At 70.8% G+C, this 15175-nt stretch carries 14 protein-coding genes; 11 read left to right on the top strand and 3 right to left on the bottom strand.

What is annotated here, in order from left to right:
- Positions 1-6: 6 nt before the first annotated feature.
- The 6 genes from ispG (at position 7) to rbfA (ending at position 8640) form a co-directional block, all read left to right on the top strand.
- Positions 7-1161 (top strand): flavodoxin-dependent (E)-4-hydroxy-3-methylbut-2-enyl-diphosphate synthase, encoded by a 1155-nt coding sequence (ispG, locus tag DEJ11_RS10385; protein ID WP_171907786.1) that lies wholly within the window; start codon positions 7-9, stop codon positions 1159-1161.
- A 694-nt stretch (positions 1162-1855) separates the two neighbouring features.
- Positions 1856-3607, top strand: a complete 1752-nt coding sequence (locus tag DEJ11_RS10380) for a proline--tRNA ligase (RefSeq protein WP_111029245.1) — start codon at positions 1856-1858, stop codon at positions 3605-3607.
- A 143-nt stretch (positions 3608-3750) separates the two neighbouring features.
- The gene (gene nusA, locus DEJ11_RS10375; protein ID WP_071414715.1) at positions 3751-4746 is read left to right on the top strand and encodes a transcription termination factor NusA; all 996 of its coding nucleotides are present in this window, start codon (positions 3751-3753) and stop codon (positions 4744-4746) included.
- 68 nt (positions 4747-4814) lie between these two features.
- Complete coding sequence (locus DEJ11_RS10370; RefSeq protein ID WP_031259737.1) at positions 4815-5126, top strand: YlxR family protein; 312 nt, start codon at positions 4815-4817, stop codon at positions 5124-5126.
- Between the two features lie 74 nt (positions 5127-5200).
- On the top strand, positions 5201-8053 hold the full coding sequence (gene infB, locus DEJ11_RS10365; RefSeq protein WP_110864590.1) for a translation initiation factor IF-2: 2853 nt from the start codon (positions 5201-5203) through the stop codon (positions 8051-8053).
- Between the two features lie 113 nt (positions 8054-8166).
- On the top strand, positions 8167-8640 hold the full coding sequence (rbfA, locus tag DEJ11_RS10360) for a 30S ribosome-binding factor RbfA (protein WP_111031590.1): 474 nt from the start codon (positions 8167-8169) through the stop codon (positions 8638-8640).
- Here rbfA and DEJ11_RS10355 read toward each other — a convergent pair.
- Positions 8637-9563, bottom strand: coding sequence for an iron-sulfur binding domain-containing protein (locus DEJ11_RS10355; RefSeq protein ID WP_372440168.1), 927 nt, complete (start codon positions 9561-9563; stop codon positions 8637-8639). The two genes, rbfA and DEJ11_RS10355, sit on opposite strands and share 4 nt — an antisense overlap.
- Positions 9564-9615: 52 nt before the next feature.
- Between DEJ11_RS10355 and DEJ11_RS10350 the strand changes: the two genes are divergently transcribed.
- The 5 genes from DEJ11_RS10350 to DEJ11_RS10330 are packed head-to-tail and all read left to right on the top strand — an operon-like array spanning position 9616 to position 12881.
- Positions 9616-10062, top strand: coding sequence for a hypothetical protein (locus tag DEJ11_RS10350; RefSeq protein WP_071414719.1), 447 nt, complete (start codon positions 9616-9618; stop codon positions 10060-10062).
- Between the two features lie 22 nt (positions 10063-10084).
- On the top strand, positions 10085-11047 hold the full coding sequence (gene truB / locus DEJ11_RS10345; protein WP_071244775.1) for a tRNA pseudouridine(55) synthase TruB: 963 nt from the start codon (positions 10085-10087) through the stop codon (positions 11045-11047).
- A complete protein-coding gene (locus DEJ11_RS10340; protein WP_071403707.1) occupies positions 11044-11409 on the top strand; it encodes a hypothetical protein in 366 nt (121 codons plus the stop codon). The genes truB and DEJ11_RS10340 overlap by 4 nt, the downstream gene beginning before the upstream one ends.
- A 45-nt stretch (positions 11410-11454) precedes the next feature.
- Positions 11455-11910 (top strand): hypothetical protein, encoded by a 456-nt coding sequence (locus tag DEJ11_RS10335; protein ID WP_111046420.1) that lies wholly within the window; start codon positions 11455-11457, stop codon positions 11908-11910.
- Between the two features lie 8 nt (positions 11911-11918).
- On the top strand, positions 11919-12881 hold the full coding sequence (locus DEJ11_RS10330; RefSeq protein ID WP_111103069.1) for a bifunctional riboflavin kinase/FAD synthetase: 963 nt from the start codon (positions 11919-11921) through the stop codon (positions 12879-12881).
- Between the two features lie 99 nt (positions 12882-12980).
- On the opposite strand, the gene DEJ11_RS10325 is transcribed toward DEJ11_RS10330, so the two are convergent.
- On the bottom strand, positions 12981-14213 hold the full coding sequence (locus tag DEJ11_RS10325) for a DUF349 domain-containing protein (protein WP_173034022.1): 1233 nt from the start codon (positions 14211-14213) through the stop codon (positions 12981-12983).
- 113 nt (positions 14214-14326) lie between these two features.
- Complete coding sequence (locus DEJ11_RS10320) at positions 14327-15139, bottom strand: peptidylprolyl isomerase (protein ID WP_111103068.1); 813 nt, start codon at positions 15137-15139, stop codon at positions 14327-14329.
- Positions 15140-15175: the final 36 nt, after the last annotated feature.

The following is a 15175-nucleotide window of genomic DNA, read 5'->3' as shown; positions in this document are numbered from 1 at the left end:
GCTCACGTGCCCGCAGTCAACCTCGGTATGCCCAAGTCCCCCGAAACCCTCGCTCCGCGTCGCAAGTCGCGGCAGATCCGGGTCGGCAAGGTGCTCGTGGGCGGCGACGCCCCGGTGTCCGTGCAGTCGATGACCACGACGCAGACCACCAACATCAACGCGACGCTGCAGCAGATCGCCGAACTCACGGCCTCGGGCTGCGACATCGTCCGGGTCGCCGTGCCCACGCAGGACGACGCCGATGCGCTGGCGATCATCGCGAAGAAGTCGCAGATCCCCGTGATCGCCGACATCCACTTCCAGCCGAAGTACGTCTTCCAGGCGATCGACGCCGGCTGCGCTGCCGTCCGCGTCAACCCGGGCAACATCCGCAAGTTCGACGACCAGGTCGGCGCGATCGCCAAGGCCGCCAAGGACGCCGGCGTCTCGCTCCGCATCGGCGTGAACGCGGGGTCGCTCGAGCCGAGCCTGCTGCAGAAGTACGGCAAGGCCACCCCCGAGGCGCTCGTCGAGTCCGCGGTGTGGGAAGCCTCCCTGTTCGAGGAGCACGACTTCCACGACTTCAAGATCTCGGTCAAGCACAACGACCCGATCGTGATGGTCAAGGCCTACCGGCAGCTCGCCGCCGCCGGCGACTGGCCGCTGCACCTCGGCGTGACCGAGGCCGGCCCGGAGTTCCAGGGCACGATCAAGAGCGCCACCGCGTTCGGCATCCTGCTGGCCGAGGGCATCGGCGACACCATCCGCGTGTCGCTGTCCGCCCCGCCCGCGCAGGAGGTCAAGGTCGGCCTGCAGATCCTGCAGTCGCTCAACCTGCGCGAGCGCAAGCTCGAGATCGTCTCCTGCCCGAGCTGCGGTCGCGCGCAGGTCGACGTCTACCAGCTCGCGAACGACGTCACCAAGGGGCTCGAGGGCATGACCGTCCCACTCCGCGTCGCCGTCATGGGCTGCGTCGTGAACGGCCCGGGCGAGGCGCGCGAGGCCGACCTCGGCGTCGCCTCGGGCAACGGCAAGGGGCAGATCTTCGTCAAGGGCCAGGTCGTCAAGACCGTGCCCGAGGCCGAGATCGTCCAGACCCTCATCAACGAGGCGAACCGCATCGCGGACGAGATGGGTCCGGCCGCCGCCACCGGCACGCCCCAGGTGATCATGGCGCCGTAGGCGCGGCCACCCTCCGGACCGGAGGCCCGGTGCCAGCTGGCACCGGGCCTCCGGTCCGTCGTCGTATGGCGCCGGCGCTGGTGCCAGCGCCGGTCGGCACGGTGCGCGCTTCGCGCTTCCGTGCCGCGTTGATCGCCCCGTGCGAGCCTGCAGGCGCGCACGCAGCGGCTGCCGCCGCACCGGCCGATGAACCTCGCACCGTGCGGCTCTGCTCCGCGTCGCAGGCGGCGCCCGCGACGCGCGTGCCGGACCGCGGACCGGCCCGGAGGCCCGCTGCGGCTGCTCGATGCGCGTCCCCTCCGCACGGTGCGGACTTCGCGAGCGGCCGCCGGATTGACCGCCCCGTGCGAGCCTGCAGGCGCGCACGCAGCGGCCGCCGCCCCACCGGCCGATGAACCTCGCACCGTGCGGCTCTGCTCCGCGTCGCCGGCGGCGCCCGCGACGCGCGTGCCGAACCGGGGCCCGGCCCGGAGGCCCGCTGCGGCTGCTCGGCGCGCATCCCCTCCGCACGGTGCGGACTTCGCGAGCGGCCGCCGGGTTGATCGCCCGGTGCGAGCCTGCAGGCGCGCACGCAGCGGCTGCCGCCGCACGAGCCAGCGAACCGCGCACCGTGCCGAGCGGCGCCGCTCGCGCCCAGCGGCGGGGACACCGCAGCGAACCCGCGCCGTCGGCCCGTCGCCACTAGGCTTGCCCCGTGGTCACACGGCTTTCGCATCTGTTCCTCCGTACGCTCCGCGACGACCCCTCCGACGCCGAGGTGACGAGCCACAAGCTGCTCGTCCGCGCCGGGTACGTCCGTCGCCAGTCCCCGGGGATCTTCGCCTGGCTGCCGCTCGGACTCCGGGTGCGCGCCAAGATCGAGGCGATCATCCGCGACGAGATGGTCGCCGCCGGTGCGCAGGAGGTCCTGCTGCCCGCGCTCCTGCCCCGTGAGCCGTACGAGGCGACGAACCGCTGGACCGAGTACGGCGACGGCATGTTCCGCCTGCAGGATCGCAAGGGTTCCGACTACCTGCTCGCCCCCACGCACGAGGAGATGTTCGCGCTCCTGGTGAAGGACCTGTACTCGTCCTACAAGGACCTGCCGGTCACGCTGTTCCAGATCCAGGACAAGTACCGCGACGAAGCCCGGCCCCGCGCCGGGCTCCTGCGCGGCCGCGAGTTCACCATGAAGGACGCGTACTCGTTCGACCTCACCGACGAGGGCCTCGAGCGCAGCTACCAGGTCATGCGCGACGCGTACGAGAAGATCTTCGCCCGCCTCGGCCTCGACTACGTCATCGTCAAGGCCGACGCCGGCGCGATGGGCGGCTCGAAGTCCGAGGAGTTCCTGCACCCGATCGGCGTCGGCGAGGACACCTTCGTCCGCAGCGCCGGCGGCTACGCGGCCAACGTCGAGGCGTACGTCACCCCCGTCCCCGAGTCGCTGCCGATCGAGGGCCAGCCGGAGCCCGTGCTGCTGCCGGCGTCGGACACCCCGACGATCGACACGCTCGTCGCCCACGCGAACCAGGTCGCGCCGCGTGAGGGCGCGCCGTGGACCGCGGCGGACACGCTGAAGAACGTCGTCCTGGCGCTCACCCACCTCGACGGCACGCGCGAGGTCGTGGTCGTCGGCCTGCCCGGTGACCGCGACGTCGACCTGAAGCGCGCCGAGGTGTCGTTCGCCCCGGCCGAGGTCGAGGCCGCCGGCGACGACGACTTCAAGAAGCACCGGGGCCTGGTGAAGGGCTACATCGGCCCGCAGGTCCTCGGCGCCGACAGCGCCACCGGCCTCCGCTACTTCGTCGACCCGCGTGTGGTCGACGGCACGAGCTGGATCACCGGCGCCAACGAGCGCGGCGTGCACGTGTCCGGCCTCGTCGCCGGCCGTGACTTCGTGGCCGACGGTGTCGTCGAGGTCTCCGACGTCCGCGCCGGTGACCCGTCGCCGGACGGCTCCGGCCCCCTCGAGACCGCGCGCGGCATGGAGATCGGGCACGTCTTCCAGCTCGGCCGCAAGTACGCCGAGGCGCTCGGTCTCAAGGTGCAGGACGAGAACGGCAAGCTCGCGACGGTCACGATGGGCTCGTACGGCATCGGCGTGACCCGCATCCTCGCGATCCTGGCCGAGTCCCACAACGACGAGAAGGGCCTGGTCTGGCCGAAGAACGTCGCGCCGTTCGACGTGCACATCGTCGCCACCGGCCGTGACCAGGTCGCCTACGAGCTGGCGGCGTCCGTCGTCGCCGAGCTCGAGGGCGAGCGGTTCGACGTGCTGTACGACGACCGCCCCAAGGTCTCGCCCGGCGTGAAGCTCCGTGACGCCGAGCTGCTCGGCATGCCGATCGTCGTCGTCGCCGGCCGCGGCGCCGCCGAGGGCGTCGTCGAGCTGTGGGACCGCGCGACCGGCGACCGCCGCGACGTGCCGGTGGCCGAGCTGCTCGACGCGGTCCGCGCGATCTAGACGCGACCCCTGACGGACAGCAGGCTCGTGGCGACGTCGCCACGGGCCTCCTGTCCGTCTCCTGGTTCTGGGGTACGCTTGTGGCCGACTTCTGCGCAGTTCCACCCCGCAGGAGCGACTCATCTGAATACGGAGGCACCTCGGTGAAGATCGATCTCGCAGTCCTGCGACTCATGGAGCGCGAGCGGGAGATCCCGTTCGACGAGCTCGTCCAGATCATCGAATCTGCCATCCTGACCGCCTACCAGAAGCACGCCGACGAGAACGGCGAGCCGGCCCACGCGCAGTCGCGTGTGGAGCTCGACCGCAAGTCCGGCGAGGTCAGCGTCTACGTCCCCGAGCTGGACGACGAGGGCACCGTCATCGGTGAAGCCGTCGACCAGCCGAGCGACTTCGGACGCATCGCGGCCTTCGCGGCGAAGCAGGTCATCAACCAGCGCCTGCGCGACATCGGCGACGACAAGATCCTCGGCGAGTTCCGCGGCAAGGAAGGCGACATCGTCGCGGGCGTGGTCCAGCAGGGCCCGAACCCGAAGATGGTGCACGTCGACCTCGGCACGATCGAGGCGATCCTGCCGCCCGAAGAGCAGGTGCCGGGGGAGTCGTACAAGCACGGCTCCCGCATCCGCGTCTACGTGACGAGCGTCGCCCGCGGCAACAAGGGCCCGCAGATCATCGTGTCGCGCACGCACCCGGGCCTCGTCCGGAAGCTCTTCGCACTCGAGGTCCCGGAGATCGCGTCCGGTGTCGTCGAGATCACCTCGCTCGCCCGCGAGGCCGGCCACCGCACGAAGATCGCCGTCAAGGCGAACGAGCCCGGCGTGAACGCGAAGGGTGCCTGCATCGGCGAGCTCGGCGCACGTGTCCGGGCCGTCACGAACGAGCTCGGTGCCGAGAAGATCGACATCGTCGACTACTCGTCCGACCTCGCATCGTTCGTCGCGAGCGCCCTGTCGCCGGCCAAGGTGACGAGCGCATTCGTGCTCGACGCCTCGACGAAGGCCGTCCGCGCGCTCGTGCCGGACTACCAGCTGTCGCTCGCGATCGGCAAGGAGGGGCAGAACGCCCGCCTCGCCGCGAAGCTCACCGGTGCCCGCATCGACATCCAGCCGGACTCCATCCTGGACGGCGAGGACTAGGACGATTTCGCTCCCGGCGCGCCCTGCGAGGGCGCGCCGGATCGCGCACGTCCGAGGCAAGGAGTAGAGTGGTTCCCGTCAGAACGTGCATCGGCAGTCGTCGTCGCGCTTCCCGATCCTCCCTCCTCCGAGTCGTCGCCCTGAGCGATGGCCGTGTCGTGGCGGATCCGAAGGCAGTCATGCCGGGCCGGGGAGCGTGGCTCACACCGACCGTCGATGCCTACGATCTGGCCGTCAAGCGCAGGGCTTTCCGCCGTGCGCTCCGGTTGGATCGCGATCCCGACACGTCCGCGGTGCTCGACCACATCGTCGGTCTCCCACAGGAACCGGCCGAGCGCCCGGACATGACAGAACAGGCTGAACGGCTTATGGACAACTGATGAGCGGCTCGAAATGAGACCCGTCATCCATTGAGTCCTGCCCCTTCACGGGGTGGGACCCGTGAAGGAGAACAGTGGCTAAACCACGCGTACACGAGATCGCAAGCGAACTCGGCGTCGACAGCAAGACCGCACTCGAGAAGCTCAAGGAGCTCGGCGAGTTCGTCCGGGGTGCCAGCTCGAGCATCGAGCCCCCCGTGGCACGGAAGCTCCGTGCCGCCCTCCAGGCAGACGGCGCCCCCGCGGCGAAGCCCGCCGCCTCGGCCTCCGCGCCGAGCGCACCCGCCAAGGCCAGCGCGCCGAAGTCGAGTGCACCCAAGCCCGGCGGTCCCCGTCCGGGTCCGGCTCGTCCGGCACCGGCTCCCGAGCCCGAGGCCCCGGCAGCACCCGCTGCCGACGTCCCCGCACCGGCCGCACCGAAGTCCGTCGCCCAGCGACAGGCCGAGGCCGAGGCCGCGCAGAAGGCCCGTGCCGAGAAGCAGGCCGCTGAGAAGCAGGCCGCCGAGCAGGCAGGCGGGTCGACCGACGCTGCTCCGAAGTCCGACGCCGTGAAGCCGGGCACCAGCCCGAAGGCTCCCGCGGCAGCCGGTCCGAAGCCGGGTGGCCCCAAGCCCGGTGCACGTCCGGGCAACAACCCGTACTCGTCGAACCAGGGCATGGGCTCGCGCCCGCCGCGCCCCGGCAACAACCCGTACTCGTCCAACCAGGGCATGGGCCAGCGCCCGGCCGCCGGCGCAGCCGGTGGCGGTGGCATCCCGCGTCCGCAGCCCCCGCGTCCGGGCACGCCCCGTCCGGGTGCTCCGCGTCCGGGTGGTCCCGGTCAGGGCAACCGTCCCAACGGCTTCGGGCAGCGCCCGGGCCAGGGTGGTGGCCGTGGCGGCCCCGGTGCCCGTCCGGGTGCCGGCGGCGGTGCCGGTGGCGGCTTCCCGCGTCCGGCCTTCAGCGGCCCGCGTCCCGCGGGTGGCGGAGGCCGTGGTCGTGGCCCCGGTGGTGGTACCGCCGGTGCGTTCGGTCGCGGTGGCGGCAAGAGCCGTGCCCGCAAGTCGAAGCGGACGAAGCGCGCCGAGTACGAGATGCGTCAGGCCCCGTCGCTCGGCGGTGTGCAGGTCCCTCGTGGCGATGGCAACACGGTCGTCCGACTCCGTCGTGGTGCGAGCATCTCGGACTTCGCGGACAAGATCGACGCCATGCCCGGCAACCTCGTGACGGTGCTGTTCCACCTCGGTGAGATGGCGACCGCAACCGAGTCGCTGGACGAGGCCACGTTCGAGGTCCTCGGTGACGAGCTGGGCTACAAGATCCAGATCGTCTCGCCCGAGGACGAGGACAAGGAGCTCCTCGAGGGCTTCGACATCGACCTCGACGCAGAACTCGAGGACGAAGACGACGACGTGCTGCAGCAGCGGCCGCCCGTGGTCACCGTCATGGGTCACGTCGACCACGGCAAGACCCGCCTCCTCGACGCGATCCGCAACTCGAAGGTCGTCGAGGGCGAGGCCGGTGGCATCACCCAGCACATCGGTGCGTACCAGATCGTCGCGCAGCACGAGGGCATCGACCGCCCGATCACCTTCATCGACACCCCGGGTCACGAGGCCTTCACGGCCATGCGTGCCCGTGGTGCCCAGGTGACGGACATCGCGATCCTCGTGGTCGCGGCGGACGACGGCATCATGCCCCAGACCATCGAGGCGTTGAACCACGCGCAGTCGGCCGGTGTGCCGATCGTCGTCGCGGTCAACAAGATCGACAAGGAAGGCGCGAACCCCGCCAAGGTCCGCCAGCAGCTCACCGAGTACAACCTGGTGGCCGAGGAGTACGGCGGCGACGTCATGTTCGTCGACGTGTCGGCGCGGCAGAACATCGGCATCCAGGAGCTCCTGGACGCCGTGCTGCTCACCGCGGACGCCGGTCTCGACCTGCGTGCGAACCCCGACAAGGACGCCCGTGGTGTCGCGATCGAGGCCCGTCTCGACAAGGGTCGCGGTGCAGTCGCCACGGTCCTCATCCAGTCCGGCACGCTCCACGTCGGTGACGCCATCGTGGCGGGCACGGCCTACGGCCGAGTCCGTGCGATGACGGACGAGAACGGGGTCGCGGTCAAGGCCGCGACGCCGAGCCGCCCGGTCCAGGTGCAGGGTCTGTCCTCGGTGCCCCGCGCCGGTGACACGTTCCTCGTCACCGAAGAGGACCGGACGGCGCGTCAGATCGCTGAGAAGCGTGAAGCCGCCGAGCGCAACGCCCTGCTGGCGAAGTCGCGCAAGCGCATCTCGCTCGAGGACTTCACCCGTGCGCTCGAAGAGGGCAAGGTCGAGTCGCTCAACCTCATCATCAAGGGTGACGTCTCCGGTGCCGTCGAGGCACTCGAGCAGTCGCTCCTGGACATCGAGGTCGACGACAGCGTCCAGCTCCGCATCCTGCACCGCGGTGTCGGTGCGATCACGGAGTCGGACATCGACCTCGCCACGATCGACAACGCCATCGTCATCGGCTTCAACGTCCGTCCGGACGTCAAGGCCCGTGAACGTGCGGCGCGCGAAGGCATCGACGTGCGCTTCTACTCGGTCATCTACAACGCACTCGACGACATCGAGCAGTCCCTCAAGGGCATGCTCAAGCCCGAGTACGAAGAGGTCCAGTCGGGCGTCGCCGAGATCCGCGAGGTGTTCCGTTCCTCGAAGTTCGGCAACATCGCGGGTGTCATCGTCCGCTCCGGCACGATCACGCGCAACGCCAAGGCGCGCGTCATCCGCGAGGGTGTGGTGGTCGCCGATGGCCTGGCCATCGAGTCACTGCGTCGCTTCAAGGACGACGTGACCGAGGTCCGCACGGACTTCGAAGCCGGTATCGGTCTGGGCAAGTTCAACGACATCCAGATCGGCGACGAGGTCGAGACGACCGAACTCGTCGAGAAGCCGCGCGACTGATCGCGTGACTCCTCTGGGCCCCGGCCTCCCCACGCGGGAGGCCGGGGCCCGACCCCTTTCCCACGCAGGACCACCGGCGGGATGCGTCCCGCCACTGCCTCAGGAGGCACCCAATGGCCGATCCGCAGCGCGCACGCAAGATGGCGGACCGCATCAAGGAAGTCGTCGCACGTCGACTCGACAAGGGTCTGCGGGACCCGCGACTCGGGTTCGTCACGATCACCGACGTCCGTGTGACCGGTGACCTGCAGCACGCGTCGATCTTCTACACCGTCTACGGCACCGACGAGGAGCGTGCGGACTCCGCCGCGGCGCTCAAGGCCGCGACCGGCATGCTCCGGTCCGAGGTCGGCAAGAACATCACCGCCCGGCTCACGCCGTCGCTCGAGTTCATCGCCGACGCCCTGCCCGAGACCTCGGCGCACATGGAGGACCTGCTCGTGCAGGCCCAGGTGCGCGACGAGCAGGTCCGCGCAGCCTCAGTCGGTGCGACGTACGCCGGCGACGCCGACCCGTACAAGCGCGACGAGGACGACGACGCCGACGACGCTGCCGAGACCGACGGCTCCGCCGAGCCGCGTTCCTAGACCCCGGGCAGCTGGTAGCCGCTCGCGTCGTCCCCGACGGCCAGTCCGTCACGCAGGAGCGACGCGAGCGCCCGGTCCCGCTGGTCGGCGTCCGGCCACACCGGTTCGATCTCGGACCGGGTGACCGGCACGTCGCTGGCGCGCAGCTCGGCCATGATCAGGCCGCGCACCTGGCGGTCACTGCCGGCGAACTTCGCCTGCCGCGGAGCCCGCGGCCCGTCGTGCTCCGGGTACCCGGCCGCACGCCACGCGCAGCGGTCCGCGATGGGGCACGCATCGCAAGCGGGGGAGCGGGACACGCACACCAGCGCGCCGAGCTCCATCACGGCGGCGTTCGTGGCGGCGGCGTCGTCGCGGTCCGCCGGCAGCACGGACTCCATGAGCGGGAGGTCCTGCTTCGCCTTCGCCGGCCCGGGTTCGCCCTGGCCGAGGACCGCACGTGCGAGCACGCGGCGCACGTTGACGTCCACGACCGGGTGCCGGTCGCCGTACGCGAAGACCGCGACGGCGCGGGCGGTGTAGTCGCCGATGCCCGGCAGAGCGAGCAGCGCGTCGACGTCGCGGGGCACGACGTTGCCGTGGTCGTTCGCGATGGCGGTCGCCGCCGCGTGCAGCGCGAGCGCGCGTCGCGGGTAGCCGAGCCGGTCCCAGGCACGCACCGCCTCGGACGGGGGCGAGTCCGCGAGGTCGCGAGGCGTCGGCCACCGGGTGAGCCACGCCTCCAGTCGGGGGACCACGCGCGCGACCTGCGTCTGCTGCAGCATGATCTCGCTGACGAGCGTCCCCCACGCGGGGAAGCCGGGGCGGCGCCACGGCAGGTCCCGCGCCTGCTGCCGGAACCACGCGATCAGCGGGGTCGCGATGTCGGGCCGTTCCGGCGTGGCCGGCTCCTGCACACCGCGTCGCGCGGTCGGTTTGTCCACATCCGGTCTGGAGGCCCGACTCGCGTTCACCTCGACAGCCTACGGTGGACGCATGGCACGCTGGGCACCCGAAGAGACCGACACGATGGCTGCGATCGCTGCAGAGGCGATCGCGCAGGTCGGCACGAACCGCACCGTCATCGGCGTCGACGGGCAGGACGGCACCGACCTCGAGCGGGTCGCGGCCGCGCTCGTCACCGGTTTCGAGCAGCACGGGATCTCCGCGATGGCGGCCGCCGCGCCGTCCGCCGACCAGGACACGCTCCGGTCCGACCTGGTGACGCCCTTCCGCACGACCGGAGCCGGTGACGGTGTCCTGATCGTGCACGGGCGGGGCATCCTGGCCCCCGGGGTCCGTACCCTGTGGCGCTGGTCGCTGTGGGTCGAGCAGGAGTCCGGCCGACTCGAGCGTCGCGCCGACGTGAAGATCGCGGCCTCCGCGGTGCTCGACGTCACCGATCCCGAGCACCCCCGCCGCGAGTGGAACGACGCCTGCTGACCGGCGCTGGTAATCTCGCCTGGTGCTCGAAACCGCGCCGGACGGCATCCTCCTCGTCGACAAACCGCAGGGGATCTCCAGCCACCGGGTGGTCTCCATCGCCCGTCGGCGCCTCGGCCTGAAGAAGGTCGGCCACGCCGGCACCCTCGACCCCATGGCCACCGGGCTGCTGCTGCTCGGCATCGGGCCGTCCACCCGGTTGCTCACGCACCTGGTGGGCCTCGACAAGACCTACACGGCGACCATCCGGCTCGGTGTCTCCACGGACTCCGACGACGCCGACGGCACGCCGACCGCTGCGGTCGGTGTGGCCGCTGCGGACGTCTCGGACGACGCCGTCGAGACCGCTGTCGCGGCGCAGCGGGGCGTGATCGACCAGGTCCCGTCCACGGTCAGCGCGATCAAGGTCGACGGGCGCCGCGCCTACGACCTGGCGCGCAAGGGCGAGGCGGTGGAGCTCAAGTCCCGCACGGTGACCGTCTCGCAGTTCGACGTCACGACGCGGAACGAGCGGACCGTCGCCGTCGACGGCACCGACGTCGCCGTGGTGGACCTCGACGTCGTCGTGACCTGCTCGTCGGGCACCTACGTCCGTGCGCTCGCCCGTGACGTCGGCGCTGCCCTCGGCACCGGGGCGCACCTCGTCGCCCTCCGTCGGACCCGCGTCGGACCGTTCGACGTGCAGGACGCCATCGACCTCGAGGACGACGCCGTCGACGTCCGCGCCGCGCTCGCACGTCCGGCGGACATCGCCCGGCGACTCTTCTCGTCGGTGACGCTCGACGCAGCCTCGGCGAAGGACCTCACCGACGGCAAGCGTGTCGCGGCCGAGCACCCCGACTCGGACGGACCGGTGGCAGCGGTCACCGCGTCCGACGACCGGCTGGTCGGCCTCGTCTCCGTCCGCCGGGGGCTGCTCCGGGTCATCACGAACTTCCCGACGCCCGGTGCGTCGTCCTCCTCGCAGACCGGAGCCCGCGCGTGATCGAGTGGTACATGTGGGTGCAGCTGGTGCTCGCCGTCGTGGTGGGGCTCTTCGCGGTCGTCGTGGGGTTCATCGGCTGGAAGCCGAACGACTACACGGTCGGCGCGCTCGTGCTCATCGAGTTGCTGCTCCTTGCGCAGGGCGTCATCTCGATCGTGCTGCCGGCGACGGGCAGTCCGCCCGACGGCAACGCGCTCGAGTTCGGGGTGTACGCCGTTTCTGTCCTGCTCGTCCCGCCGGCCGCGGTCGTGTGGGCACTGATCGACCGCACGAAGTGGAGCACCGTGGTGCTCGGCGCCGGGGCCTTCACCGTCGCGGTGATGGTCTACCGGATGTACCAGATCTGGTTCGCGCTGAACTGACGCCGGAGGTCATGCGCGCAGCCGCGCGTCGGTAGAATCGGTGCAATGGCGACCAGATCCTCACTCGCGACCGGCATCGGCCGCGTCCTCATCGCCGTGTACGGCATCCTCGCGCTGGCGGCGACCGGACGCAGCGTCGTGCAGATCATCGAGAAGTTCTCGTTCGCACCCTTCGCGTACACGCTCAGTGCCATCGCTGCCGTCGTCTACATCGTCGCGATGATCGCCCTCATCGTGCCCGGCCGGTTCTGGTACCGGGTCGCCTGCGTCACGATCGTGTTCGAGATGACCGGCGTGCTCGTCATCGGCACCCTGTCGCTGTTCGACCGCCAGCTGTTCCCCGACGACACCATCTGGTCGTACTACGGCTTGGGCTACGCCTTCGCGCCGCTCGTGCTGCCGATCGCCGGGCTCTGGTGGCTCCGCAAGCACCACCGCACCGCGGTCGCCGAGCCGTCGGCACCGGCTGCGTCCTCGTCGACCGCCCCGGCGAGCGAGTAGGAGCCACCGTGCAGTTCTACGAGGACACCGCCGACGTGGCGGACGGGTTCGGCCCGAGCGCCGTCACCATCGGCAAGTTCGACGGCGTGCACGTCGGGCACCGAGCCGTCATCGCGCACCTCGAGCGTGCCGCCCGCGAGCACGACCTCGTGGCCACCGTGGTCACGTTCGACCGCCACCCGCTCAACGTCATCGACCCGCCGCACGTCCCGCCGGCCCTGACGAGCACCGCGCAGCGCCGCGAACTGCTCGAGGACGCCGGGGTCGACGCCACCCTGCTGCTCCGGTTCGACCAGGAACTGCAGTCGAAGTCGCCCGAGGCGTTCGTGTCCGAGATCCTCGTCGACACCCTGCACGCCCGGCTCGTCTTCGTCGGCAGCGACTTCCGCTTCGGTGCGAGGGGCGCCGGTGACGTCGCGCTGCTGCGGACCCTGGGGGAGCAGCACGGCTTCACCGTCGAGCTCATCGACGACGTGGACCTCATCGACGACGTCCGACCCGACGGTGAGCGCCGGGTGTCCTCCACCTGGATCCGGGAGCTCCTGGGCCAGGGCCGCGTGGCCGAGGCCGCTCGACTCCTCGGGCGGGAGCACGCCGTGCGGAGCGTCGTCGTGCACGGCAACCAGCGCGGCCGTGCGATGGGGTACCCCACCGCGAACCTCGACCCTGCGTGCGAGGGCTTCGTCCCCGCCGACGGCGTCTACGCCGCCCGGGTGCTGCACGAGGGCACCGTGTACCCGGCAGCGGTGTCGGTCGGCAACAACCCGACGTTCGAGGGCGTGCCGGCGAAGCAGATCGAGGCGCACCTGCTCGACGTCGACATCGACCTGTACGGCGATCGGATCTCGGTGCTGTTCGTGTCGTACGTGCGCGGCATGGTGAAGTTCTCGTCGATGGACGAGCTCGCCGCGCAGATGCGGCAGGACGACCTCGACATCCGACTGCTGCTCGGACTGCCCGCGCCGGTCTGACCTGCTGAGCACACTTGTTCCCCCGTACGACGACGCCCCCGTACGACGACGCCCCCGTGACCGATCGGTCACGGGGGCGTCGTTCGTCGGGGCGGAAGCTCAGCCGCCCAGGGCGTCGAGCCAGATCTTGCGGGCGTCGAGGGCTTCCTGCGCGTCCTTGATCTTCCGGGCGTCACCGGTGGCCTGCGCCGCGGCGAGCTCGGACTGGAGCTTGCCGATCGCGTCTTCCAGCTGGCTCGCGAGGCCGTTCTGACGGGCCTTGCGCTCCGGGTTCGATTCCTTCCAGTGCGCGTCCTCGAGCCCACGGACGTGGTCCTCGATCGCACGCAGGCGGTCCTCGACCCGACGGACGTCGCCGCGGGGGACCTTGCCGATCTCGTCCCAGCGGCGCTGGATGCCGGTGAGGGTCTTGCGCGCCGCGACACGGTCGGTCGCCTGCAGGAGCGGCTCGGCCTCGGTCAGCAGGGCCTGCTTCGCCTCGAGGTTGGCGGAGAACTCTTCGTTCTCGGCTGCGCTCTCGGCGTGGCGCTGCTCGAACAGCACGTCTCCGGCGGCCTTGAAGCGTGCCCAGAGTGCGTCGTCGTGGCGCTTGCCGGCACGTCCGGCGTTCTTCCAGTCGTCGAGGAGCTGGCGGTAGTCCGGGATCGCATCGGAGCCGCGGGGTGCGAGGGCCTCGGCCTGCGCCACGAGCTCCTGCTTGCGAGTCCGGGCGTCACGGTGCTGTGCGTCCAGCTCGGAGTAGAACGCACGACGGTGCTGGTCGACGGTGGACCGCGCTGCGCGGAACCGCTTCCAGAGGTCGTTGGCCTCGTTCTTGGGGATCCGCGGCCCGTCGTGCTGGTGCTGCTGCCAGCGCGCGAACACGTCGTCGAGCTGCGCCGTGATCTGCTTCCACTGCGCGCGTGCGGGGTCCACCGCGGCGAGTGCCTCGGCTTCCTCGACCAGGGCGGTGCGGTGCGCCAGGGCGTCCTGCAGTGCCTGCTGCGCCTGTTCCGCCTGCTCCTTGGTGAGCGAGCCGAGCTGCTCGGTGAGCGCGCCCACGCGGGTCTCGAGTGACTTGATGTCACCCACCACGCGGGCGTCGGCGACCAAGGCGGTCAGGTGCTCGACCGTCCGGGCGACGTCGTTCGCCGACGCACCGCGCTGGACGCGCTGCTCGGCGATCTTCACCTGCCCCTCGAGGTCGGCGTACTTCCGCGCGAAGTAGGCGAGGGCTTCTTCGGGGGTGGCGTCCGGGTACTCACCGACAGCACGTTCGGTCTCTTCGTACCGGACGTACACGGTCCCGTTCTCGTCGACCCGCCCCCAGGTCGTTGCTTCGTCAGATCCCACAGGTCTCGCCTCGATCGTGGTCGTGCATCGCCGACGTCACCGTCGGCACGGTCAGGTCGTCAGCCTATTGCACGGACGGGCTCCGCCGCCCGACCGGTGCGACGGGTTGTGGACTACTTCTGCTCCGCGATGGTCGCGTCGGTGATCTTCGTCGCCACCTTCGGCTCGCCGGTGCCGTCGCTGCCGGGCGACGCGATGCCCTTCGCGGCGATCTTCGACTCGAGCTCGGACAGCCCGCTCGTGACCTTGCCGACGACCGTGTAGCCGCCCGTCGAGCTGTCGAGCGTGGTGTCCCCGTAGACGATGAAGAACTGCGTCGACTGCGAGTACGGGGAGTCCGACCGTGCGATCGCGATCGTGCCCTTCTCGTAGACGCCGTCCTCCGGCACGTTCTCGAGCGGGCCGTACTCGAAGCCGGCGTCGCCGGTGCCGTCGCCGTTCGCGGAGCCGCACTGCAGGAACTTCAGGCCGTCGCTGTCGGCGAGCCGGTGGCAGGTGGTGCCGTTGTAGAACTGTTCACGGATCAACGAGATCTCGGCACTCGCGGCCTGCGGGGCCTTCGCACCGTCCAGCTCGATGCCGAGGTCGATGCTCTTGTTGAGCGTGAGCGTGCCGGTCCAGGTCGCGCCCTTCGCGATCGACTTGCTCGGCACGTCGCCGGTGTTGCCGGCCGTGGCGCTGGCCGACGGCGTGGCCGTTGACGACGCGGAGGCGCTCGGGGCCGGGGCGTCCGACCCCCGCGACCCAGCGAAGGCGAGCTGCGACCCGGTGGCGAGGGCCGCGACGAGGACGAGGGCACCGGCACCGATCAGGTTGTCCCGCACGCGGCGGCGTCGCTGCCGCTCGTGGAGGCCCTGGCGGGCCTGGTAGAGGCGGAGGCGCTCGCGCGCCTCTCGGTTGTCACGCGCTGGGTTCTTCGGTGCCACGGTGCTGGTCTGCCCTCTCGTCGCAGTGTGCAACGA

Origin of the sequence: Curtobacterium sp. MCLR17_058, assembly GCF_003234705.2 — a bacterium.
Taxonomy (GTDB): Bacteria; Actinomycetota; Actinomycetes; order Actinomycetales; family Microbacteriaceae; genus Curtobacterium; species Curtobacterium flaccumfaciens.
Note: the sequence above shows the minus strand (reverse complement) of the source record. Positions and strands in the feature narration are given on the sequence as shown.

What these genes read in the sequence shown, in the direction of transcription:
- rbfA (WP_111031590.1), top strand. Translation starts at nt 8,167, where the DNA reads ATGGCCGATCCGCAGCGCGCACGCAAGATGGCGGACCGCATCAAGGAA.
- DEJ11_RS10350 (WP_071414719.1), top strand. Translation starts at nt 9,616, where the DNA reads ATGGCACGCTGGGCACCCGAAGAGACCGACACGATGGCTGCGATCGCT.
- DEJ11_RS10335 (WP_111046420.1), top strand. Translation starts at nt 11,455, where the DNA reads ATGGCGACCAGATCCTCACTCGCGACCGGCATCGGCCGCGTCCTCATC.